General features: G+C 56.2%; 18 protein-coding genes. 12 read left to right on the top strand and 6 right to left on the bottom strand.

Features of this window, described 5'->3' with window-relative positions:
* Positions 1-347: 347 nt before the first annotated feature.
* On the bottom strand, positions 348-1,100 hold the full coding sequence (gene aglF / locus ABDZ81_RS06900) for a UTP--glucose-1-phosphate uridylyltransferase AglF (protein ID WP_343773176.1): 753 nt from the start codon (positions 1,098-1,100) through the stop codon (positions 348-350).
* 133 nt (positions 1,101-1,233) lie between these two features.
* Between aglF and aglM the strand changes: the two genes are divergently transcribed.
* From aglM to ABDZ81_RS06870, 6 genes are all read left to right on the top strand, one after another.
* Positions 1,234-2,520, top strand: coding sequence for a UDP-glucose 6-dehydrogenase AglM (aglM, locus tag ABDZ81_RS06895; protein WP_343773175.1), 1,287 nt, complete (start codon positions 1,234-1,236; stop codon positions 2,518-2,520).
* A gap of 87 nt (positions 2,521-2,607) precedes the next feature.
* Positions 2,608-2,835 carry a hypothetical protein gene (locus tag ABDZ81_RS06890; protein WP_343773174.1) on the top strand — a complete coding sequence of 76 codons (228 nt, stop codon included), beginning with the start codon at positions 2,608-2,610 and terminating at the stop codon, positions 2,833-2,835.
* 163 nt (positions 2,836-2,998) lie between these two features.
* Positions 2,999-3,487: an OB-like fold-containing membrane protein gene (locus ABDZ81_RS06885; protein ID WP_343773172.1), complete on the top strand. Its 489-nt coding sequence runs from the start codon at positions 2,999-3,001 to the stop codon at positions 3,485-3,487.
* Positions 3,487-3,990: a metal-dependent hydrolase gene (locus ABDZ81_RS06880; protein WP_343773170.1), complete on the top strand. Its 504-nt coding sequence runs from the start codon at positions 3,487-3,489 to the stop codon at positions 3,988-3,990. Before ABDZ81_RS06885 ends, ABDZ81_RS06880 begins: the two co-directional genes overlap by 1 nt.
* A 108-nt stretch (positions 3,991-4,098) precedes the next feature.
* Positions 4,099-6,549, top strand: coding sequence for an MFS transporter (locus ABDZ81_RS06875; protein WP_343773169.1), 2,451 nt, complete (start codon positions 4,099-4,101; stop codon positions 6,547-6,549).
* 113 nt (positions 6,550-6,662) lie between these two features.
* A complete protein-coding gene (locus tag ABDZ81_RS06870; protein WP_343773168.1) occupies positions 6,663-7,763 on the top strand; it encodes a glycosyltransferase in 1,101 nt (366 codons plus the stop codon).
* A 14-nt stretch (positions 7,764-7,777) separates the two neighbouring features.
* Here ABDZ81_RS06870 and ABDZ81_RS06865 read toward each other — a convergent pair whose 3' ends face one another.
* The gene (locus ABDZ81_RS06865; protein WP_343773167.1) at positions 7,778-8,734 is read right to left on the bottom strand and encodes a glycosyltransferase family 2 protein; all 957 of its coding nucleotides are present in this window, start codon (positions 8,732-8,734) and stop codon (positions 7,778-7,780) included.
* Positions 8,731-9,348, bottom strand: coding sequence for a class I SAM-dependent methyltransferase (locus tag ABDZ81_RS06860; protein ID WP_343773166.1), 618 nt, complete (start codon positions 9,346-9,348; stop codon positions 8,731-8,733). Before ABDZ81_RS06860 ends, ABDZ81_RS06865 begins: the two co-directional genes overlap by 4 nt.
* Before the next feature lie 251 nt (positions 9,349-9,599).
* Here ABDZ81_RS06860 and ABDZ81_RS06855 point away from each other — a divergent pair, with 251 nt between their 5' ends.
* On the top strand, positions 9,600-10,550 hold the full coding sequence (locus tag ABDZ81_RS06855; protein ID WP_343773164.1) for a glycosyltransferase: 951 nt from the start codon (positions 9,600-9,602) through the stop codon (positions 10,548-10,550).
* Between the two features lie 8 nt (positions 10,551-10,558).
* Here ABDZ81_RS06855 and ABDZ81_RS06850 read toward each other — a convergent pair whose 3' ends face one another.
* Positions 10,559-11,980 (bottom strand): flippase, encoded by a 1,422-nt coding sequence (locus ABDZ81_RS06850; protein ID WP_343773163.1) that lies wholly within the window; start codon positions 11,978-11,980, stop codon positions 10,559-10,561.
* A gap of 451 nt (positions 11,981-12,431) precedes the next feature.
* On the opposite strand from ABDZ81_RS06850, the gene asnB reads away from it, so the two are divergent.
* Positions 12,432-14,507 (top strand): asparagine synthase (glutamine-hydrolyzing), encoded by a 2,076-nt coding sequence (gene asnB, locus ABDZ81_RS06845; RefSeq protein WP_343773162.1) that lies wholly within the window; start codon positions 12,432-12,434, stop codon positions 14,505-14,507.
* A 38-nt stretch (positions 14,508-14,545) separates the two neighbouring features.
* Complete coding sequence (locus ABDZ81_RS06840; RefSeq protein ID WP_343773161.1) at positions 14,546-15,799, top strand: hypothetical protein; 1,254 nt, start codon at positions 14,546-14,548, stop codon at positions 15,797-15,799.
* Positions 15,800-15,968: 169 nt separating this feature from the next.
* On the opposite strand, the gene ABDZ81_RS06835 is transcribed toward ABDZ81_RS06840, so the two are convergent.
* Positions 15,969-17,087, bottom strand: a complete 1,119-nt coding sequence (locus ABDZ81_RS06835; protein ID WP_343773160.1) for a glycosyltransferase family 4 protein — start codon at positions 17,085-17,087, stop codon at positions 15,969-15,971.
* Between the two features lie 143 nt (positions 17,088-17,230).
* Between ABDZ81_RS06835 and ABDZ81_RS06830 the strand changes: the two genes are divergently transcribed.
* Both ABDZ81_RS06830 and ABDZ81_RS06825 read left to right on the top strand, forming a co-directional pair.
* On the top strand, positions 17,231-18,211 hold the full coding sequence (locus ABDZ81_RS06830) for a GDP-mannose 4,6-dehydratase (RefSeq protein WP_343773159.1): 981 nt from the start codon (positions 17,231-17,233) through the stop codon (positions 18,209-18,211).
* Positions 18,208-19,575, top strand: a complete 1,368-nt coding sequence (locus ABDZ81_RS06825) for a nucleotide sugar dehydrogenase (protein WP_343773158.1) — start codon at positions 18,208-18,210, stop codon at positions 19,573-19,575. The genes ABDZ81_RS06830 and ABDZ81_RS06825 overlap by 4 nt, the downstream gene beginning before the upstream one ends.
* Here the strand turns inward: ABDZ81_RS06825 and ABDZ81_RS06820 are convergent.
* Positions 19,524-20,939, bottom strand: coding sequence for a sugar transferase (locus ABDZ81_RS06820; protein ID WP_343773156.1), 1,416 nt, complete (start codon positions 20,937-20,939; stop codon positions 19,524-19,526). The genes ABDZ81_RS06825 and ABDZ81_RS06820 overlap by 52 nt on opposite strands.
* A 198-nt stretch (positions 20,940-21,137) precedes the next feature.
* Here ABDZ81_RS06820 and ABDZ81_RS06815 point away from each other — a divergent pair, with 198 nt between their 5' ends.
* Entirely contained in the window at positions 21,138-22,268 is a 1,131-nt protein-coding gene (locus tag ABDZ81_RS06815; protein WP_343773155.1) for a DUF4330 family protein, read from the top strand.
* Positions 22,269-22,679: the final 411 nt, after the last annotated feature.

The raw sequence follows: 22,679 nt of genomic DNA, 5'->3' as shown, positions 1-22,679 counted from the left end.
TATCAGTTGCTTGCATACGCAAGTTTCAGTTGGATAAAACCGACGATAGCGCGGGAACGTTGCCGGTCTGGTGGCTCCCGCCGGTCGTGAACGAACCGGAAATCGACCGCGAGGACCCCGTCACCGCGTCGGCCAGACGGTCGAAGCGGTCGCGATACCGGGTCGCCGACGAGTTCTGCGGTTCTGATTCGTCGGGCCGAATCGATCCGGTATCGAGGAAGCCCCGGGCGTCGTCTACGACCGGACGATCGACGACGGACTCGCCGACGAGCTCGGCGACAACTGGTCGCTATTCGGTCGCGAAGAAATGGACGAGCGTCTCATCCCGAACTCGTAGAAGAAGGGATTCAGTCGCTGGTCGCTGCCGCCGCCTCGTCGTCCTCGGGCGTCTCGCCGGTCAGGCGCCGCTCGGCCTCGTCGCGGTCCTCGGGGTAGCCGATGTCCAGCCGCCAGCCGTCGAGGCCGATCGCGTCGATCGTCCGCCCGCTGGCCAGCAGCAGGTCGACGGCCTCGCTGATCTCGTACTCGCCGCGGTTGGATGGCTGGACCAGATGGCAGGCGTGGAAGATCGCCGGCGTGAACGTGTAGAAACCGGTCATCACGAGGTTCGTTGGCGGCTCCTCGGGCTTCTCGATGACCTCGGTGATCTCGCCGTAATCGTTCGTGTCGCAGACGCCATAGCGAGACGCCTCGTCGTAGGGAACCTCCTCGACCAGGAACGCGGCGTCGGCGCGGTCCTCGTTGTGTCGGCGCACGACGTCCTGCAGGTTCGCGTCGAAGATGTTGTCGCCGAGCATCAGCATGAAGTCCTGATCGACGTGTTCCTCGGCGGTCAACAGCGCGTGGGCGAGGCCTTGCTGCTCGCGCTGGTGAGTGTAGGTGATCGGCACCCCCTGGAACTCGTCGTCGTAATGCTGGATGATCTTCTCTTTCTTGTAGCCGACGACGACGATCAGCTCCTCGGCGCCGAGTTCGACCAGCTGCTCGAAACAGTGGGTAAGGATCGGCTTCCCGTCGACTTCGACCATCCCCTTCGGCTTGTCTTCCGTGAGCGGCCGGAGGCGGGTGCCTTCGCCAGCGGCGAGAACGACGGCTTGCATACCCCATTGGTTTCAATTGAGCTATAAAATCTTTGCGTGTCATTGCGCTGTAGTACGAGGGGCAACTGAGAGCAGGATCATACGTATCTGAAGTACGGAACGTTAATGCGCTCCGAGCGACCCATCTCGGACAATGAACATCAACGTCGTCGGCAGCGGCTACGTCGGGACGACGCTCGCGGCCTGCCTCGCGGACCTGGGCCACGACGTCACGGCGATCGACATCGACGAGGACGTCGTCGCCGAACTGAACGCGGGCCGGGCGCCGATCCACGAACCCGGGCTGGACGAACTGGTCGCCGAGCACGCCGGCGAGAATCTCCGCGCGACGACGTCGTACGAGAACGTGGCCGAGGCGGACGCGACGTTCCTGGCGATCCAGACGCCCTCGCGCGAGGACGGGAGCATCGACGTCGCGCCGCTGGAAGCGGCCGCCGAAATGACCGGCGATGCGCTCGCGGACGCCGAAGACGACCATCTGGTGATCGTCAAGAGCACGATCACGCCGCCGAAGATCGACGCGGTCCGCGACGCCGTCGCCGAGGGAGCCGGCGAGGCGGCGGGGCGCGTCGAGGTCGCGACGAATCCCGAGTTCCTGCGCGAGGGGACGGCAGTCGAGGACTTCCTGGACCCACAGAAGGTCGTCTTCGGGACCGACTCGGAGTGGGCCGGTGCTGTGTTAGAAGACATCTACGCGCCGCTGCTGGCCGACCACGACGCCCACGTCGTCCGGACGGATCCCGAGACGGCGACGATGATCAAGTACGCGAACAACGCGTTCCTGGCGACGAAGATCTCGCTGATCAACGATCTGGGGAACGTCTGCAAGGAGTTCGGCATCGATGCCTACGAAGTCGCCGACGCGATCGGTCTCGACGATCGGATCGGCGAGCGATTCCTGCGCTCGGGCGTCGGCTGGGGCGGGTCGTGTTTCCCCAAAGACGTCGCCGCGATCATCGCCGCCGCGCGGGAGTCGGGGTACGATCCCGCGGTGTTGGAGGCCGCCGTCGAGGTCAACGATCGCCAGCCCGAGCGCCTGCTAGAGTTGTTCGACGAGCACGTCGACGCGGAGGGGAAGCGTGTCGCCGTGCTCGGCCTGGCGTTCAAGCCCGGGACGGACGACACGCGCAATTCGCGAGCGATCCCGGTGATCGAGGGGCTACAGGAGCGTGGAGCCGATGTGGTGGGATACGATCCGGTTGCGACCGAGAACATGCGCGATCGGTTCCCGGGAATCGAGTACGTCGACTCGGCTGGTGAGGCGCTAGAGGGGGCTTCGGGAGCGCTCGTGGTGACCGACTGGGACGAGTTCGGGGCGCTCGACGAGGAATTTGATGCGATGGCCGAGCCGGTCGTGGTCGACGGTCGGCGTATCGTCGATCGGCGCGAAGGGATCACGTACGAGGGACTGACTTGGTAAGCAAACGCCGGATCCGACGCTGCAAATAGAACGCAAATAGACGGTAAACAGTCTATAACTAACCGTTAACGTGCAGTAGTCCTGAGTATGTCGAGAGCGGATCGCGGCACCACCGGGGGAGTCGAGCGGAGTCCAAGCGCCCTGCTTGCGACGGCGAGTGATCACCTCGAAGATGCACTCGAACGCGTCGATCTCGAAGATGATCCCGAGTTGGCGGAGAGAGTCATCGAGGCGATCGAGGCAACCGACGAAGCCGCCACGCTGGCGTCCGAAAAGGACAACCAACGGCGCCAGGCGGGGACACTCTCCCACTAATTCACTGCGAGAGTCCGCCAGTAACAGAGATGGATGGACCGCTAATTACGAGTCCGAGTAGGGGATTCTGAATGACGACTCAGTCTATCGGTTAGAGAACGAACTCCTCAAGTGACGTCGATACTCTCAAGTCGGTAGTCCATCGAACGGACGGACGACAACCGTGAACAGATACGTTCGGATGCTGGCGTGCGGGCTCCTTCTGCTCGGGACCGTAGGTCTCTGTGTCCACTACGGGACTGTCTACGACGACCGGTGGCCCCACCCGACGGCCGAGGAGCTCGACGAGGACTTTGACTCGTACACCGGGTCGGAGGTGCTGGTGTTCGGCGAAGTGCAGTCCGTCGACGGCGATAGTGCTGTGATTCACGTGCTCGATCGCGACGACGAGGTCGTCGCCGATTTGACGGTCCAGGGCGTTCGCGGGGATGTCTCGCCGGGCAGTTTCATACAGGTGTACGGCACGCTCCACGCGGATCGGACGATGGACGCAAGCAGGACCGTCGTGGTGACGCCCGACAGCACGAGTCGGTACTACAAGCTCGGTATCTCCCTGGTCGGTGCGATGCTCGCGATCGGCTACTTCTTCAGACACTGGCGGATCGACGTCAGGCGACTGGCGATCGTTCCTCGCGAGGAGGATGATCGCTGATGGCCGATTTGCTTACCCACGTGCTCGTCGCGTACGCGGTGTTCACGGTGGTGAGTTGGTACGCTGATCGGATCACGCCGAAGTGGGTCGCTATCGGCGCCATCGGCTCGATGGTCCCTGACCTGAATCGGATCGGTATGTTCGTTTCCGAAGTCTGGATCGAATCGGCGCTCGGTGTCGGCTTTCGCTTCGGCGCCCTCTCCACGCTCGGCGGTGCCATGCTTCTCTGTGGCATCGGCGCGATGCTGTTCGCTCGCGACCGTCGCTACGCGTTCGCAGTGCTTGGTGGCGGTGCCCTGACGCACCTGCTCGTCGACGCGGTCAAGGCCTGGGCGGACGGGCAGGCCGCGGCGTGGCTCTATCCCATGACGTGGTGGCGCCACGCGACGCCGAGCCTGTACGTTTCTTCTGATTGGTGGGTGGCCGTCGGGGCTGTGCTCGTTGCGGGGACTGTGTGGTTCTGTGATCGGGTCTGGATCGGGAAGAGTTCGGCGGCACGGTGAGTCGTTCCGTGACTCGACCGGAATGTACCCCGATCGAGGAAGGAAACTCGGGGAGCGATCCCGTTCAAGCGAAAGGTCCATGAGCGCCGGCTATAACCATTCGTAGCAATGTCACCGGAGGCCGGCCAGTCGTCGACCGTTCGCGAGGCCGTCCGTTCGTTTCTCGACGACCGCTCCGACGCCGAGGAGACGCTCGAAGCCGTACTGGAGGTCGACGCCGATCGAGAGACGTGGACGTTCGAGGATATTCCCGCCGACTCGGGGACCTTCGGCGAGCTCGTCTCCCGCGGGATCGTCGAGAAGGCCGACGGGGAGTACCAGGTCGCCGATCGAGACGCCGTCGCCGCGGCGATATCGGGCGGATCTGTAGAGACTGGCGAGAGTACGTCGTTCGGGGAGGGGTTCGATTTCGACGTCGACGTCTCGGTCGATCTGCGGGCGATGGCCGGACTCGCCGGCGCGCTCGCCTTTCTGTTCGTCATGCGAATCACGGCGTACGGGTCGGTGATGCGCGAGGAGCACGTGATCTCCCCGGGGAACGACCCCTACTACTTCCGGTACTGGATGGAGGAGCTGCTAGCGCGGTCCTCCGGACCGACTGACTGGGGCGTGATCGCGAACATGCCGGAGGGAGTGGGTGATGCGCGTCCGCTTTCGCACGCGACGAACTGGTTCGTCGCGGAGTTGCTCGGTGGGGGACAGGCCGCGGCGTCGACGGTCGCTGCGTGGTTGCCGGTGGTCGCAACGCTCGCGCTCGGCGTCGTGCTGTACAAGCTCGCGACCGTGCTGACCGACGATCCGCGCGTGGGGATTGCGTCGGTGTTCGTGCTGGCGACGATCCCGGCCCACGCGGTGTACACGGGTATCGGCTTCATCGATCACCAGATCCACCAGTATTTCTGGCTCGGAGTGATGGTGCTATCGCTGGCGTGGCTCGCGGTGGATCTCCGAGATCGACGGGTGACAGAGGAGTCGGACGCCGACGCGCTTCGAGCGCACCTGACCAGCGGGTGGACGTGGCTGGCAGCTGTCGGACTCGGGATCGGCGTCGGGTTTTCGGTGCACGCGTGGGGCGGATCACCCCTCATGTTCATTCCGATCGCAGGGTATCTGGGGCTGCGGGCTGCGATGGACGCCCGGGCAGACGTGTCGCCAATGGGGGCGAATCTGCCGATCTTACTCGGACTCGGGATCGGCGCCGCAATCTCGTTCCTGTTCCACGCCCGCTGGGGATGGCACGAAGCGTACGCGGCGTACACGCCCATCATGGTGGTCGGCGGTACAGTCGTGGTGGCTCTGCTCGGCGAGGTCTGGCGGTACTTCGACGCCCCGGAGAGCGCTCTCGTCAGCCTCGAGTCGATCGTGGCAGTCGCCGGGCTGTGGCTGTTCCGACGGCTTCGACCGGACGAAGTTGCCCAGGTACGCGATCGCGCCGACACCCTCTTCTTCCGGGAGGGGATGACCGAGGCCCAGTCGCTGTTCGCCGCCGAGTACGGGTTCGTCTTCGGGCCGCTGACCCAGACGGGAGTTGCGTTCTACCTCGCGCTGGTGCCGCTGGGCTGGGCGATGTTGGTGGCGTATCGTCGGTACGAACCCGGCTGGCTGCTGGTCGCAGTGTGCAGCTGGTACTTCACGGTTCTCGCCGGCGTCCAGATGCGCTTCACCGGACAGCTTTCACTGTTCATCGCCGTGCTCGGAGGGCTCGGACTCGTTCACGTGCTGTCGGTGGTCGACCTGGCGCGGACGCCGAGGCCCTTCCGTGGAGGATCGAGTGACGAGACGAGGCTACTTGGGAGCGGCGGGGGAGCGGCTAAACGGCCGAGCGCGTCGATCGACGTTCCGGACGATCGCGGGAAGCTGGGATATCTGATCGGCATTTTCGTGCTGTTTACCGGACTCGGGATGTTGCTCGTCCCCTCACTAGTCAGTCAGGTCACCTACAGCGACGCGGAGTACGAGGCCGCGACGGCTATCGACGAGCACGCAGAGAACGTGGATCGAGAGTACCCCGAGAACTTCGTCCTGAGCGAGTGGGACACGAACCGGATGTTCAACTACGTGGTGAATGGGGAGTCAAATAACTACGGATACGCGTACGACAACTACGATCCGTTCCGATCGGGGAGCAATCCCGACGAGCGATACGAACAGTTCACCGGCAGGGTTGGGTACGTCGTCGTAACCGAAGTCGATGGGAACGTTCCATCCAATACCGCCCAGAGCAAATTGTTAAGGGATATAGGAACAAGCAATGACGGGGGGGACGCGCTAACGCACTACCAACTGCTGTCCATCGACGAGGATCGCACTATAGCGACCTTTGCAGTAGTTCCCGGTGCGACGATCACCGGATCTGCAGTGGCAAACGAGTTGGTTTCGGTAAGTACGAACATCACGGTAGACGGTACATCGTTCACTTACGAGCGAGAGGTGATGGCGAGTGAGAGCGGGGAATTTGCGGTGATAGTACCGTACGCAGGCAAGTACGAGGTGGACAACCAGAGAGTTAGCGTCACCGAGAGGGACGTAGTGAACGGCACTGGAATCAGAATTTCATAGTGAGATAACTACGGATATACATATATTATGTATATATTATATCTACCACACAGATATTTCAGTTAGGTTCATATAGACGGGGGACTTGCTAATTCTCGTATGCCCTTCAAAAGATGACTGAAGAAAATACCCAACTTTGGTTTCTCATTGGAATGCTTTCTGTTGGTGGTGCTGAGCAAACTCTAGTTGACCTTGCAAATAATATCGATACTGACCAATACGAAGTTACCGTCTGGACTATCGTCGACGATGGACCGCTAGTGGCCGAGCTCAACGAGGACGTACACTACCGAACGCTAGATGCGGCCGGAAAGTGGGACTTCGGTGTCCTGTTGCAGTTCGCCCAAACGGCCCGACAAGAACGGCCAGACATCGTCCAGTCGTTTTTATTCTTCGACAACGTACTCGCGAGACTCGCAACGGTAGTAACACCCAAGACAACTTGTATTACAGGCGTGCGTGAGGTTCCCGATAGCCGCCCGCTTCTCAGAGCGTTTATTGACCGACTTACGCTTCCTCTATCGGATCTAGTGGTTTCAAACTCCCAAGCAGGTGCAGAGCATATCGTCAATCACGGAGCAAAGGAAGAGCAGGTCGCGGTCGTACCGAACGGTCGGGATGTCGAGAAATACGCCCAAGGGTGCGCTTCAAACGAACTCTATGAATCCCTATCGCTTGATCAAGACTGTCCGATCGTTGGAACCGTCAGCAGGCTAGTCGAAAGGAAAGGACACTACGATCTGTTGGACGCTTGGCCAGCAGTCCTCAATACACATTCTGAGGCACAACTATTACTCGTAGGTGACGGGCCAGAACGCGACGCTCTAGAACGATACGCCGAAGAACGTGGTTGTTCCAAATCTGTGATCTTTGCGGGACAGCGAGACGATATTCCTGCCCTTCTTGATGCCATGGATGTGTTCGTCTTTCCATCGCACTATGAAGGGTTGCCAGGTGCATTACTTGAGGCGATGTGCGCTGGACTGCCCATCGTAACGACGCCCGTAGATGGCTGTTCTGAGTTGGTTGACGATGAGAAGCACGGGATACATGTACCGAGCCAAAACTCATCAGCCCTCGGTAAAGCGGTCAGGGAACTTCTTGACAACGAAGATCGCGCATCAACCCTTGGCATAGCGGCCCAACAGCGAGCCCGCAATAACTACAGTATCAACGTGATGGTGGATTCGTTTGAAGCTCTCTATGAAAATTAGGGAGGACACTGAGATTAGAAATCATCGGTCATACGATATTCGGCACCTCGAATATGGTCAAAGGCCCCCGAAAGGGTCGCAGTTACGAACCCGGTACGTCCAGAGAGTATCCACTGTCCGAATCGATATATTCTAGAGAAGGCGAAGAATATGTAAAATAGGAAACTTCCAGCAAAAGAGATATTCTCCCCCACAAATCGAAGTCGATTACGAGTATCGTGGTAATATCGAAAAGGGCTCGCCTCTGAGGCAGATCCACCTTTGTCGTGTCGGACAACCGAACGTGGTTCAATGAGGAGACGAAGGTCGCGCTGGTCAGCCTTCCAACAGAGTTCCTGATCCTCCATTCCAAAGAAGTATGAGTCGTTGAGGCCATCAAGTGAAGCCAGGAATTCTGCCTCGATCAGCATCATTGCGCCGGTGATGAAATCCGTTTCATACACACTTGACTCGGGGTTTTCTCTATGACGGAGAGTCGCCAACCAAGGATTAAAAGATCCCCCAGCAGATTGGACCCCTCCAGACATATCACGAATGATCCCGCCGACAGCCGCAACATCGTCTTCTCTTTCCGCGGTTTCGACCAGTGGAGTCAAGAAATCTGGCTGCACCACGGTGTCATTATTTAGTAGAAGGACATAATCAGTGCCCTCTTTAAGTACTCGTTTGATTGCTTGATTGCATCCGCCTGCAAAACCAAGGTTTTCGCTATTGAATATGAAATTATATTGTTCAAACTCTTCTGCAAGCCGTTTGTGAGAACCGTCAGTAGATCCGTTATCGACGACGTAAACTTCCATCTCAGGGTAGGATACTTCGGCCAGAGAGCGGAGGCAGGAAGCCGTGTCTTCATAATTGTTCCAGTTGAGAACAACTATGCTCACGTTCGGGAGAGGGGGTTCCAATCTATCGTCAGTCTGTGATAGGTCCGGTTCAATTCCTTTCTGCGTTGATGGATTACAGCTATTCATGGGTTCTTTACTCCAGTTAGAACGGACACATCATTGTTTATGCATTCATCTAATAATCCTCTATCCGCAACTTCTTCACTAACAATCTGGTACTCCTTATTTTCCAGTGTATCCCGGACTCGATCCGACGGAGTTCCAAGATGGCCGTGCGATTCGACGATCATTATGCGGGGATCAATAGTCATGTTATGAAGAATCTCAAGTTCAGAACCTTCACAGTCAAGTTCTAAGATATCGCACTCAGGTAGTTCCTGCGGTGATAGCGACTGTGCTTCACCTGAATCACCACGGAGACTGACCTCGGTTCCGACTATCGCGTGTGTGACGGATATCCGCTCTTTGACGTTGTTGAGTTGGGCTGTTTCCTTAACATATTGGGTATGCTGTTTTGATCCTTCAAAGACATGGACATGACCCGACGGTCCAACTACCTCTGCGGCGATCGCTGCAGTAACGCCCCAGCCACCACCAACAATCACGACCTGATCACCTTCGTCAACCCATGTCCGAAGACTATTCGCAATTCCCGACTCGTAGTAAGGCCGGTGAGGAGGGCCAGAATTTATTATTGTTCCAAGAAGAGTTGAGGCAAGTACTCTCTTTGAGTTATACACTGCATGTCGCCGAGGGATGAAAGATCGAAGATTCCGAGTATAGAAGTCAACAACCGTCCTCTTCGGAGTAGTGAACAAATCTGATTGGCAAAGTGGTGACAATAATGTATTAACAAGCCGTGATAGCATACATAACAAAGCGAGAGGGAGAATAACAAGTCTTTCTATCGGCTCTCGTTTAAATCCGAATACTTAGGAGAGAGAGGCATATTATGGACAGAAACAGTTACACCACATGGAAGTGATGATAAATGTCTGAAACAAAAATTAGCGTGATTACAGTCTATAATGACCAAAGAGTGCTAGAGGAGTGGTTACTTGATAGCCTCTCAGGCCAAGACTTCGAGGAGTTTGAGACAATCACGATTGATAACCGTGATGGTATTTTCCCATCGGCTGCAGAAGCGCTTAATTATGGTGCGTCTCAGGCTAGCGGAGAGTACTATGTGTTCATTCATCAGGACGTACGGCTTCTCACTGAGAGTTGGTTACAGGAACTCTATGACTATCTTTCTACAGCTCCAGAGTTAGGGATGGCCGGGGTGACTGGTATGGCCGCTGATGGTGAGTGCCGAGAAGATCGTGCTCGAAATATCATATTCCATGGACGCCCTCCTACCGATGAAGAGCGGAAATCCTTGGCAGAAGATATTGCACGGCCGTGGACGAAGAAGGAGCTAACAGAGGAGGATCAAATTAATCAGGAAGAGCTTAGATATGTACTTAATCATAAGGAGGTCGTATTCCCAGCTACAGGAAATGAAATATCAGAGCCCGAACTTGTTCAGACAGTTGATGAATTGTTAATGGCAGTTCCATCAGATATATTTGATGAGCGTAGTTTCAATACAGAGGTGTGTGATGGTTGGCACCTATATGGGGTTGAATACGCACTTTATTTGAACTACCGGAGTCCACATTCGGTCTATGTACTCCCACTGAATGTATGGCACCGTTCTACAGGACTTACTATGGGGAATGAGTACTACAAGACTCTCGATCGAATTGTTGCTGAGTACAAGGACGATGGGGTCAAGAACATTTATGCTACTACAGGAGATTGGCCAGTTAGGCGCTCCGTGACATATTTGCATCGATTCTCCATATTCCGCATCACAAACCGCTTGGTGAACATGATAGGCAAAGCGATGAACAATCCACGGAAAGCAATCCGATTTCTTAGACACAAAGCCAGGCTCTAATACGAAGGTCATCCCACAATATCCATTCTCCTAAGGTTAGTAATTATAACATCCCTGAGTGGTGCTAGGGTGGCTGCCAGCAGTGCATATACAACCATCCCGGTGATGACGATGCCTAAAAGGGACTGTAATGAGTCGATGGTATGGTAATTTTTAATCATAAATACTATGGAACCCATCCCAATAGAGGCAACTACAGTAGCACCAATTTCTTGCCAGGGCAATCTGATATTAACGAACTGTGAAAGATAGTACGCGTGGAGAAGGCTGTTCGCAATAAACGAAAGGCCAGTCGCGACTGCTGCACCGACAATACCATACTGAAGGATCAATACGATGTTAAGGACGAGATTGAGGAAAATAGCGATAATGGCAGCACGAGCTGCGAGATCGGGCCGATCGATTCCTTGAAGCGCAGTACCGAGTATTATATGAACGGATTGGATTACTTTTTCACCCATTAAGATAATCAAGACTAGTTGTCCGACTGCGTACTCTGAACCAAATACGACAGAAAGAATCTCTTGAGAGAGGACGATCGTTCCCATAAATGCTGGAATCACTAAAAGAAGGACTGGTGCAACAGCTTGGGGGAGAAGGTTCTCAATTCGTTCGTGTGCACCATCCGCATCCCATTTACTGACCTGAGGAAAGATAGTAGTCGCAACAGATTGTCCAAGAAGCATCACGATAGCAGTTACACGCCAAGACACTTCGTAGATACTCACGTCTGACTGTGTTAAGAATAGGCCGAGAAGTGCTACGTCCATCCAATTATACAAATACCCCCCGACTGAGGATATGAATGCGTACTTAGAATATTCGAATAGAGAAGCAGCCATCGAAAAAGAGGGAAATCCAAAAGAGATCTGCACTCGATATAGTGCAATTGCCAGCATCGCAGAAAGTCCTATAAGTAAACCATAAATTGCACCCCGAACACCGAAACCTCGCTCAATAAGGAAAAAGGTGGTACTAGCAAATGCGATTCGACGCGTGAATTTGGGTACCGCGGTTTCACCAACCCGGAGCTGTCCGTTTAATACTCCGATAGTAAATAAGGCCATCTCTTGGAGCACGATTGCAGATATGAGAAGCGTTACTAGATCTGCACCCAGATAATTATTTATCTGGCTCCTGAGAGAGTATACTAGAAATAAACAGATGGAAAGTGGGATGATCTTCATAAGGATCACCGTAGTAATCACTTCACCATCGTTACTCCTCTCGCTCAATCGCTTTGAGAGAGATCTCCTCATACCAAAGTCTACCGGAATAGAGATCAACCCCAATAGTGCTTGGAATAAGAAGAAAGTTCCCAGTATATCAGTGTCCAAGTTTCGAGTTAGATACACAATGATAAGAAATCCGATAGTCGCGGAGCCTGCTCTTGATACTGCTAATTTCAGACTTGACCTTGCTATATTCATATATTTAGATTGCTAGTTCTGAAGATTCCTTATTATGGGCGCCAGTGTAATTGGACCGATAGGAATCGGATACTAGTATCTTGACTTCAAGCCGGCAAGGATTTAGGCGTTATGAATAATGAGTGCGTAGATATATTTTGTCATTAACGAACTCGATCAATAGACCGTCATCGGCGGAGCTAGTACGTATTTAGCGGCCAGGTCAGCGATTCAAGCTCCGTCAATCACTCTCTAAGTCAGACGCCCGCATTTCCACTCTTAAATGGCCAATAGTCGAGTTCTACTAGAGCCACACAGAATGAACATAGATAGGGATACTATTAATTATTTATATATTATAGTAGTATTTAATAACTTCTAACCTCAATCACACACACAATACTTCAGAGACAATAACCGAAAGTTAGTTTTCCCATACTCAAAGATGAGTTAGATTCCACAGTAAGCAGTGATGCAATCACATCCGGCCAGCGCCAGCAGTGACGATTACTACTTTGGTTATGAGCGACTCATCGGAACGTTAGTTCTGGGAATACTTTCCACATTAGTAGTATTTATAATATTAGAACAGGACATGGTCAAACATAGTTTAGCAACGCCTATCAAAGACGGCAGAATAAGAACAATCATGTGTGGAATCGGTGGGGTCCTCTCGTGGTCTGCCCCTCCAAACAAGAAAGAACTTCAGGACATTAATGATTGTCAGAGGCATAGAGGACCGGATTCAGAGGGGTACTTTCTTGAGAATCAGATTGGACTTGCGCACCGTCGATTAAGCATCGTAGGAGTCGAATCAGGTGATCAGCCAGTCAAGAATGAGGATGAATCTATCATTGTCGTCTTCAATGGGGAGATCTATAATTATCTCAGTCTCCGTGAGGAATTAGAAGAGAAGGGACATAACTTCACAACAGACACCGATACGGAAGTACTGGTCCACCTCTATGAAGAATATGGGGCGGAATTAGTTAATTATATAGATGGGATGTTCGCATTTGCGTTATGGGATCGGAATAAGAAGGAGTTGACTCTTGCTCGAGATTCGATTGGGATTAAACCACTGTTCGTCGCGGATGACGGTAATCGAATTGGATTTGCATCAGAGCTCCCACCACTACTTCGATCAAATGTTGACCAAGGAGAATTGGATTCAGTAGCATTATCAGAGTATTTTGCCTTGGGAAATATACCTGCGCCGAAAACTGCGTTTGAGAATATTCAGAAAGTTCTACCAGGAGAACGCATTACTATTTCTAAGCAAGGAATCAACCGATCTCAGTTTCATAACCCCTCAATAAGGCCAGTGGATGCGCCGTTTTCGGAGGCAAGTGCTACTTTGCGGGATATCGTGATGAACTCCGTGCAAGAACGTTTGATGAGTGACGTCGACCTCGGGGCATTTCTCAGTGGTGGAATCGATTCGACAATCATCACGGGAGCAATATCGGAGCTACAAGACAACCCAATCAAAACCTTTACAATTGGCTTCGAGAGCGATCAGTTCGACGAATCAGATGCGGCACAAGTTGTGGCCCAATACCACGAAACGGATCACACCGAATACACAGTCTCCGCAGACGATGTGCGAAATGTCGTTCCGTCAGTTCTAGACCGCCTAGGAGAACCGTTTGCAGACCCTTCACTAATCCCGACGTATATCGTTGCCCGAGAAACAAGCCAGGACGTAAAAGTAGCTCTATCCGGTGATGGAGCAGACGAACTGTTTGCGGGATACAATCGCTATCGCGGTGAATACTACTCGAAGTTCTACCGAGCACTCCCTCGAGAGATTCGTTCGATGCTTGTAGAACCGGCTATCAACCGGTTGCCAGCCACGAGATCTACAGCTATCGGAGAAGCCTTCAGGAAAGGACAAAAATTCGTCAACGTCAGTGCTGACGAAGTGCCTGACCGTCACTTCGAGTGGGTTCGAAAATCACCAAATGATGCAACGTCGGTATATCGCGACTGTGACCCGACGAAAGACGGAATAGCGGTGATGCGACGCGAACACGAGATGGCTGAAAACCAACTCCCAGCGGAGAGACATGACTCGTTAAGCCGCGTAATGGCAGTCGACATCAACCACGGGCTCCCGAATCAAATGCTCCAGAAGGTCGACCTCGCGAGTATGTACAACTCGCTCGAAGTCCGGGTTCCGTTTCTGGACATAGATATCGTGAACTACGCCTTGGGACTGCCAACGGAGTACAAGATCACGAGAAATGATCGAAAGCGAATTTTGAAAGATGCGTTCGATGATATGATACCGCCGAAGATCAAATCGAGACCTAAACAGGGGTTCGAGATGCCGATCGGAGAATGGTTCAAGCAAGATCTCAAGGAGGACTTCAAGTCAGTCGTTAGGGACGTCGATAGCTCATTGTTGAATGCGGATGCCATACTTAAACTTCACGAGCAACACATCTCAGGACGGCAGGACTACGAGTGGTTTCTCTGGAATATATATGTATTCGCACACTGGCATAGAAGGATGAAATCTGAGGGCCACCTCACTACTGAATAGCAACGTATTTTATTCGTCCGCTTTGAATCATTGCATTGATGGTAGTAACGGCGGGACTAGTTTCCTTATTCGTTCTAGTAATAGTCACGCAATTCTACGGAGATCGTACTTACCAGACGGCCACCATAATCGGATTCCTCGGACACATCTTTGTGACTCTCGTGATTGTCCCAATAGTGCCCTATGGTTGGGACATCCAGAAGTTCCATCACGTCGGGGCAACGCTCATTGGCGGTGAAATACCCGCAGCGTCAACAACTGTAACCTCCTTTGGCACGTTTCAGGCTCTACTGTATACATTCTTCCCAGCCCAACCGGAGACGGTCGGCGTTTTCAACGGGCTCTTTGCGGTTCTGCTGTTCATCCCGATCGCCTATTTGGTGAAGCAACTCTACCCGAACCTTCCGGGAACGCCTCACGGAAGCATGATGCTGATCTTGTTCCTACCGCTCCAGTTCTACTTGCTCAGCATCCCGATGCGCGACTCGCTGTCCGTGCTCCTCTTTTTCTCGATCCTCGCGCTCGGACACTACTGCCTCTCGAACAGAAACAGTATTCTCGCGTTGACCCTGCCACCGCTTTGGGGCATGATGTTTCTCCTTCGGAGAGAGCTAGGAATGATCGCCTTCCTCGGACTCGGCGCCGCAACGGCCATCGAGGCGTTGCAAGCGACCGATCGCGACCTCTCGATATCCAGTCTCACGGCGGTGCTCGGCGGAATTGGCGCCGTCGGCTTCGGGCTATTCGCCGAATTCCTCTATCCGTTATCGGTGGTAAACCGTTCGGTTGACTACCGGGCCCGCGGCGGAGCTGCCTATCTGGAGGGAATGCAGTACTCGTCGTGGTTCGACTTCCTTCTGGTAGCACCCACCCGAGCGATCTACTTCCAGTTCGCACCGTTCCCGCTGCACGTCGAGTCGGTCTTCCACTTGCTTACGTTCACGGCGACGCCGATCGCGATCGTCCTGTTCGTCAGCGCGGCTCGATCGCTGTACGAGTGCGAGTACGACGAAACGACGGCGGCCCTCCTCGTCGTCGTCTACGTTGCGGGAATCACGGGGTACGGCGTCATCGACTCGAACTTCGGAACGAACGTTCGCCACCGGATCGTGTTCGACTTCCTCCTGATCGTGCTGGCCGCCCCCGTGGTCGAGCGCTGGGCTCTACGCGTCCGCGAGTGGCTCGGTGTAGTTCCAGGTGACCGCGGCGGTGACCACGAACAACAGCAAGAAGCTCAGGAACTGGATAGTCACGTGAACGTCGGAGGCCAGTACGCGGACGACGCTCAGTGACATAAAGACGCCCAGGACACCGGCGATAACGCGTTCGCTCGAGACCAAGTTCACGAACGAGCTCTCGTCGGCCCAGCGGTACACCTGAGCGACAGAGCGGTAAATAAACGAGTTTTTGATAACCTCGATCGGTTCCCTGGTCATAGACGAGGGCAAGCGGCCGATGAATTTATGAATTGTCATCTACCAGCGACTCGAGAGCGGCCGTCGTCCGATCGACGGTGTCGAGCCACCGATAATCGCCCGTGACGCGCTCGCGGCCGCGTTTTCCGAGCGCCGAGGCGTCGAGCCCCGATGAAAGAGCCGACACCGTCTCCTCTCGATCGCCGACGTCCACGATGTGACCGCCATCACCGACGACTCCGGCCATCTGGTCGAGTTCGTTCACCACGACCGGAATACCCGAAGACATGGACTCGAGGACCGTCCGGGGGACGCCCTCGGCACGGCTCGGTAGCAGCAGTACGTCGCTGCTCCGGTACACTTCGGGCATCGCATCGTACGAAACGTGACCCAGGAAGGTTACGGCATCGTCGATCCCTAGGTCGGTCGCCTGCTGTTCGAGCTCCTCCCGCAACGGTCCGTCGCCACAGAATACGAGTTCCGCGTCCGGATGCTCGGACAGCAGGTCTGCAAACGACGAGACGGCAATACTGGGCCGCTTGCCCTCTACCAACCGACCGACGAACAACACGACAGGCCCGTCACTCGCGATTAGATCGCTTTCGGGCCCCTCCGGTGTGAACCGCTCGGTATCGATCCCGTTCGAGACGACGTCGATACGCGTTTCGATCCCGAGATCGCGCAGTCGCTGTTCGTCCGTCTCGGTGTAACAGAACACGACGTCCGCCCGGTTGAACGTCCACCGACCGAGCGTCTTCAGATACAGATCGAACACCCACTCGGGTGCCGACTGCGAATAGAGGCCGTGGTTCGTGATCGCCAGCGGAATATCCCCCAATCGCCGCTTCAGCGCAGCCAGATTCGTCGAGAAGTACAGATGCGAGTGCGCGTGGATCACGTCGAACGACTCGGCGTCGACACCCCACAGGTACCGCGCCACGGCGGGCGACACGTCGTTACCTGCGATCGTCACCCCAGGAGAGACACGAACGACCGTATAGCCGTGCGTTTCCTCGATCCGAGGCAGCGACTCGTCGTCACGCGTCGTCAGGACGGTGACGTCGTGACCCATCGCTGCCTGATCGCGACTCATCGCGTGGACGTGATACTGTCCGCCTCCTTTCGTGTCGGGATAGAGCTTCTGGGCGACGCGGAGGATGCGCATCTACGAATCGGTAGTTAACGGACGCCTATGAACGCGTTGATGCCGGACCGGGTACCTCTCGTCCTCGATAACGTTCAGGAACGACGCCGACTGATAGAATAGCCAATACTTAGTAGTAGGCTCAACAGAAAGAGTGGTAAGAAATGGTTACTCTCGTCACAGGCGGCGCAGGATTCATCGGATCACACCTCGTCGACCTCTATCTGGAAGACACGGACGAAGACGTAGTGGTCCTCGACGACCTCTCGACCGGGCAAAGAAGGAACCTCCCCGAGTCAGACCGAGTCGAGTTCGTCGACGGAGACGTGACCGATTCCGAGCTCGTGGAAGAACAGGTTCGACGAGCCGATAGCGTCTACCACCTCGCGGCCGCCGTCGGCGTCGAGAAGATCGTCGACAACCCGCTCGACTCGCTGCAGACGAACCTCATCGGAACCGAGAGCGTGCTCGAAGCGGCGGCAGAACACGACGTTCCCACGTTCATCGCTTCCTCTTCGGAAGTCTACGGCAAGTCAACCGCCGTCCCGTTCGCCGAGTCGGATGACCGCGTCCTCGGCCCGACGACCAGCCCGCGGTGGAGTTACGCGTCCGCGAAGGCCGTCGACGAGGCCTACGGACTGGCGTACCACGACGCCGAGGATCTCCCGGTCGTCGTCGGTCGGTACTTCAACATCGTCGGCCCGCGCCAGTCGGGACAGTACGGAATGGTCATCCCGACGTTCGTCGAGCAAGCGCTCGCCGGCGAACCGCTGACGGTCTACGGCGACGGCACCCAGACGCGAAGCTTCACTCACGTCGAGGAAGCCGTCCGCGCGACCTACGAGCTCCTCCAGGAGCCTGAAGCTCACGGTGAGGTATTCAACGTCGGCGCACCACAGCCGACGAGCATCAACGCGCTCGCCGAGCGCGTGATCGAACTCACTGGATCCGACTCCGAGATCGAACATATCCCCTACGAAGTCGCCTACGACGAGGACTTCGAAGAACCACAGCAGCGGGAGCCCGACGTTTCCCAGCTCGAAGAAACGCTCGGGTGGCATCCAAAGACGGAACTCGATCGGATTCTCGAGGACGTCATCGCAGAGCGGAGAGAGAAGACTGCCATTCCGGAGGCAGCAGAATGAACGGCGTTCGCGACCGGATCATCCGGGCCGATGCGACGATCGCGGTCGTCGGGCTCGGATACGTCGGCCTGCCGCTCGCGTGTCACTTCACGGAAGCGGGTTTCGGCGTCGTCGGATTCGACATCGACCTCGAACGCGTCGAACAACTCCGCGATGGCACTTCGTACGTAGAAGACGTCGACGACGACACAGTGCAGCAAGCGCTCGACCAAGGATTCGAGCCGACGACGTACGCAAACGCGCTCGAGGAAGCCGACGCGTTCCTCGTCGCGGTTCCGACCGGCGTCGAACAGTCCGAACCGGACATGTCCGCCGTGCGCAAAGCGACCGAGAGTGTGGCGACGAACGCTCCCGATCGCGAGGTGCTCTTTGCCTGCTGTAGCACCGTCTATCCCGGTGCGACCGACGAGGTGATCCGGTCGACGCTCCGAGAGAACGGTCGCGAACCAGGAGAGGACACGCACGTCGCGTTCACGCCCGAGCGCATCAACCCTGGAGGGTCATACGACTTCAAGGACATCCCGATCATCGTCGGTGCCGACACCGACGAGGAGCGAGAGGCCGCGAAGACCCTGTTCGAAGCCATCGTCGACGATACCGTCCCGGTCGAATCCACCGGCGCAGCCGAGATGGCGAAGGTGCTCGAAAACACTTACCGGATGGTGAACATCGCGCTGGTGAACGAAGTCGCCCAACACGCCGAGGAGATCGGCGTCGACGCGTGGGAGGCGATCGAGGCCGCCGGGACGAAACCGTTCGGATTCCAGACGTTCTATCCCGGCCCCGGCGTCGGCGGGCACTGCATCCCGGTCGATCCGCAGTTCCTCTCCTGGCAGGGCCGTCGTAGCGGGCAACAACTGAACCTCGTCGAGCAGGCCCACGCGATCAACGAGTCGATGCCGAACCACGTCGTCGACCGCGTCGAGACTGCGCTCGCTGGCCGCGGCGTGTCCCTTGAATCTGCGTCGGTATCGATACTCGGTATCACGTACAAACCCAACGTCGGGGATACCAGGAACTCCCCTGCGTTGTCGATCTGCGAGTTGCTCGATACGCGCGGCGCGAATATTGACGTGGTTGATCCACACGTCGACGAGGTTCGCGTGAACGAAACGACGTACGAGCCGGCAGACGAGATCGAACGTGACGCGATTGCCGACACCGATGCCGTCCTCCTGCTCGTCGATCACGACGCGTTCGACTACGATGTCCTGAACGCCGCGCCGGTCGTCTTCGACGGGCAGGACGGACTCCCGGACGATCTATCGACGATCACCGTGGCATTAGGGGACGGAACGACCGTAGAGGAGGATCATTCTCCGCGCACGAGCCCGACGACATCCTCGAACACTTTCCAGAGCTGACGGCAGAGGATCTTCACGTCGTACAGGAACGATTGATTGCGGATGTACTGGAGATCGTACTGTAACTTCCGAGCGGGATCCTTGCTCGTGGCTTCCTTGATCTGTGCGAGACCGGTAAGCCCCGGTTTGACGAACCAACGCTGACGCCAACCGTCGGCTTTGTTCTCGAACTCATCTTCGAGTTCCGTCTGAGCAGGGCGAGGACCAACGACGCTCATCTCACCGACAAGAATCGACCACAGTTGCGGGAGTTCGTCGAGGTGCGTCGTCCGGAGAAACTGACCGAGCGGCGTGTGGCGGTCCTCCTCGATCGTCGTGCCGACCTCTCCTCCGGGCTTCGGCTTGAGCGTTCTGAACTTGCGAATTTCGAAGGTATTACCGTATAGATATGTCCGTGTCTGCGTGAAGAACACGGGGCCTTCACCCTCTATCTTGATTGCAAGTACGATGAGGGTGATCACCGGTGAGAGGAACAGAAGCGCGGCACCGGAAAACGCGATGTCAAACGCTCTCTTGAAGAGGTAATCCTGAGAGTCCCACGGCTCCAGTTCGATGTCGACCAACGTATCCACGGCATCCTGTGAGATCAGGACGGTATCGGCGTACTCCCGGTGAACTTTCGCGGCGACCCCGTGCTCGTGACAGGCGTCGAGCGCGCCAAAGAACTCGGCGCGATCCGGTTCGTGGAATGCCAGCACGACGGTATCGACGTCGAACTCCACGAGGACGTCTTCGAGTCGGGAGAGTCCACCGAGGCGTTCGAGACCCTGAACTCCGCCATCTGCGAGAGCTGTGGGCGTAGTCTCGTCGGCAGCCACTCCGTTTCTATCCTCAGCAAACGCGCTCGTCGGACATAGATAGCCCAGCAGCGGCAGCGACGTTTCGGTCACGATCGTTTCGATCTGACCGGCATCGTCGCCGACAATCAGTACGCGCTCGCCGTCGCCGCGCGGCCGCCGACGAATCCAGACAAAGAAAACTGGGATGACAACCGACAGTACGCCGAACGCCAGAAGAAGCGTCGTCCGTGGGACGCGGTGAGACCAGTCGAAAAATCCGACCGTCGCAAGCGCGAGACCGGCGGCGATGACGCGTTTGAGCGAAGTGTGAACGGTATCCAAGATCCGTTGCGGCCGGGGTTTGTACAGCGGTACGAGGCTGACGAGAACAGCGAGAGTAGTCAGTATGAGCGTTCTGACGAAAGGAACGCCGCTTTGGGTCCCTATGCCGAATCGATCTAGCAGCGGAACGTACGCTGTCGCAGCTTCCTGAGAAACGGGGACGTTAGCGGCGAAAACGGCCCCGACAGTGAGCAACAGCGCCCCGGTCGCCGCGCCGATCCGGTAGCGCCATCCAGTGAGCATTGATTAAGTCAAGCGTGTCGGACTACTATAACTTCTTTGAAACTATTGACCGTTGCGTCATCCCGTGAAATCTACGATTGGCGATACTGTGATGATATCGTTCCTCAAGGACCAGTGAAGAGTCCGAACGACAGTCAGGTCGCGAAAAGCTTTACTCCCCCGAAAAAAGTGCTCGCCTATGAACAACGCGGGTGAACCATGAAGATCATCGACGAGGACGGCGACCTCTTCGGCCTCGTCAACGTCGTCGACGCCCTCGTCGTGCTGGTGGTCCTCGCCGTCGCCGTCGCGGGGGCGACCCTCGTTCTCGGCGCGGGATCCGAACCGACTGACGACACGAACTCCGACACGACGCCGAACACCACCGTTCGGTACGCGACGCTCGATCTCGGCAGCCAGCCGGACGAGATCGTCGACGGCCTCAGGACGGGCGACGAGATGAATCTCGACGGGCCGAGCAACCTCACCATCACGGACGTGCACGCAACGCCCGTCGCCAACGGTGGGAACAAGGACACTCGACTGACCGTCCGCGCGCGACTCAACGGTACCGAGAGCGGCGACGGATTCGTCTTCGGTGAAAACCGACTCCAGCTCGGACAGGGGCTCACGGTCGACACGGCGGACTACTCGGTCAAGGGGAACGTCATAGCCATCGATCGCGACGGCGAATCGCTCGCAGTCAACCAGACGCCCGGCGTGATCGAGACGGAACTCGACGCCGCCACCGCCGAGGCGATCCAGGTCGGCGACCAACACCGACTGAAAGGCGAGACGGTCGCAACCGTCCGAAACGTCACCGCCTACCCGATTTCCGAGAACACCCGCCGCGTGTTCGTCGGTCTCGAACTGACGACGATCGAGAGCGGCGATGCTTCGACGTACGGCAGCCGGGAGGTCAGTCTCGGAGCGAACGTCGCGTTCCGAACCGACGAATACGACCTGACCGGAACGGTCGTCCGCCGCGGCAGCACCGTCGAATTCGGCGAGCCGATCACGATGACCGCGATGATGAAGCTCGAAGGCGTCAGCCCCGAGTTCGCGGAGAGTCTGGAACCCGGATTGACCGAGACGGAACGCAACGAGACGCTCGCGACGATCCAGAACGTCGACGTCCAGCCCGCAGGCGTCATCCTGAAGAGCAACGACGGGGACATCTACCTGCGCGATCACCCCACGCAGAAGGACGTCACACTCACGGTCGAGCTGGCGACGCGCCGGACCGATTCCACGCTGCGCTTCCACGGTCGTCCGATCCAGGAGGGCGACACTGTCACGCTTGATCTCCCCAAACGCACGTTCAACGTCGAGATTACTGAACTTGAGTAACCAACCAAAACGGACACTGACTTCACAGAGGAGATAGCAAATCAGGGTTCCAAATTCGTCCTAACCTGTGGCGGTTTGTACGAAGTGCCGTAGATGTAATCATATCCCTAATACGGGTTCACAACGGTGTTGAAGGTTGGGATAGCCATAATAGACCACAGGGAAAGTAGAATTGTGTAGGCGTGTCTAATTGTATATTATAGTAAAGGAGAATATTCCCTCCCCGGCGAAGCCATGCACGCACGGCTACCGGTAGATTTCTTGTGGCCCTGTATAGAGTATGTTGTCAGTATTTGGGATGGATCTGTTACATGTCCTCTGTACCCAGCTTTCTAAGTATCTGCAATGAGTACTACACGTTTTCACATCGCAGCACATATTATAAATCATATTATAATATGCATGGCCACC

Source organism: Natronoarchaeum mannanilyticum, from assembly GCF_039522665.1.
In the GTDB taxonomy this organism is placed as follows: domain Archaea; phylum Halobacteriota; class Halobacteria; order Halobacteriales; family Natronoarchaeaceae; genus Natronoarchaeum; species Natronoarchaeum mannanilyticum.
Note: the sequence above shows the minus strand (reverse complement) of the source record. Positions and strands in the feature narration are given on the sequence as shown.

Bases quoted from the DNA above. Each gene is read 5' to 3' on its own strand.
- ABDZ81_RS06870 (WP_343773168.1), top strand. From the start codon at position 6,663: ATGACTGAAGAAAATACCCAACTTTGGTTTCTCATTGGAATGCTTTCT.
- ABDZ81_RS06875 (WP_343773169.1), top strand. From the start codon at position 4,099: ATGTCACCGGAGGCCGGCCAGTCGTCGACCGTTCGCGAGGCCGTCCGT.
- ABDZ81_RS06890 (WP_343773174.1), top strand. From the start codon at position 2,608: ATGTCGAGAGCGGATCGCGGCACCACCGGGGGAGTCGAGCGGAGTCCA.
- ABDZ81_RS06815 (WP_343773155.1), top strand. From the start codon at position 21,138: ATGAAGATCATCGACGAGGACGGCGACCTCTTCGGCCTCGTCAACGTC.
- ABDZ81_RS06865 (WP_343773167.1), bottom strand. From the start codon at position 8,734: ATGAATAGCTGTAATCCATCAACGCAGAAAGGAATTGAACCGGACCTA.
- ABDZ81_RS06835 (WP_343773160.1), bottom strand. From the start codon at position 17,087: ATGCGCATCCTCCGCGTCGCCCAGAAGCTCTATCCCGACACGAAAGGA.
- ABDZ81_RS06880 (WP_343773170.1), top strand. From the start codon at position 3,487: ATGGCCGATTTGCTTACCCACGTGCTCGTCGCGTACGCGGTGTTCACG.
- ABDZ81_RS06820 (WP_343773156.1), bottom strand. From the start codon at position 20,939: ATGCTCACTGGATGGCGCTACCGGATCGGCGCGGCGACCGGGGCGCTG.
- ABDZ81_RS06830 (WP_343773159.1), top strand. From the start codon at position 17,231: ATGGTTACTCTCGTCACAGGCGGCGCAGGATTCATCGGATCACACCTC.
- ABDZ81_RS06850 (WP_343773163.1), bottom strand. From the start codon at position 11,980: ATGAATATAGCAAGGTCAAGTCTGAAATTAGCAGTATCAAGAGCAGGC.
- ABDZ81_RS06840 (WP_343773161.1), top strand. From the start codon at position 14,546: ATGGTAGTAACGGCGGGACTAGTTTCCTTATTCGTTCTAGTAATAGTC.
- asnB (WP_343773162.1), top strand. From the start codon at position 12,432: ATGCAATCACATCCGGCCAGCGCCAGCAGTGACGATTACTACTTTGGT.
- aglM (WP_343773175.1), top strand. From the start codon at position 1,234: ATGAACATCAACGTCGTCGGCAGCGGCTACGTCGGGACGACGCTCGCG.
- aglF (WP_343773176.1), bottom strand. From the start codon at position 1,100: ATGCAAGCCGTCGTTCTCGCCGCTGGCGAAGGCACCCGCCTCCGGCCG.
- ABDZ81_RS06855 (WP_343773164.1), top strand. From the start codon at position 9,600: ATGTCTGAAACAAAAATTAGCGTGATTACAGTCTATAATGACCAAAGA.
- ABDZ81_RS06825 (WP_343773158.1), top strand. From the start codon at position 18,208: ATGAACGGCGTTCGCGACCGGATCATCCGGGCCGATGCGACGATCGCG.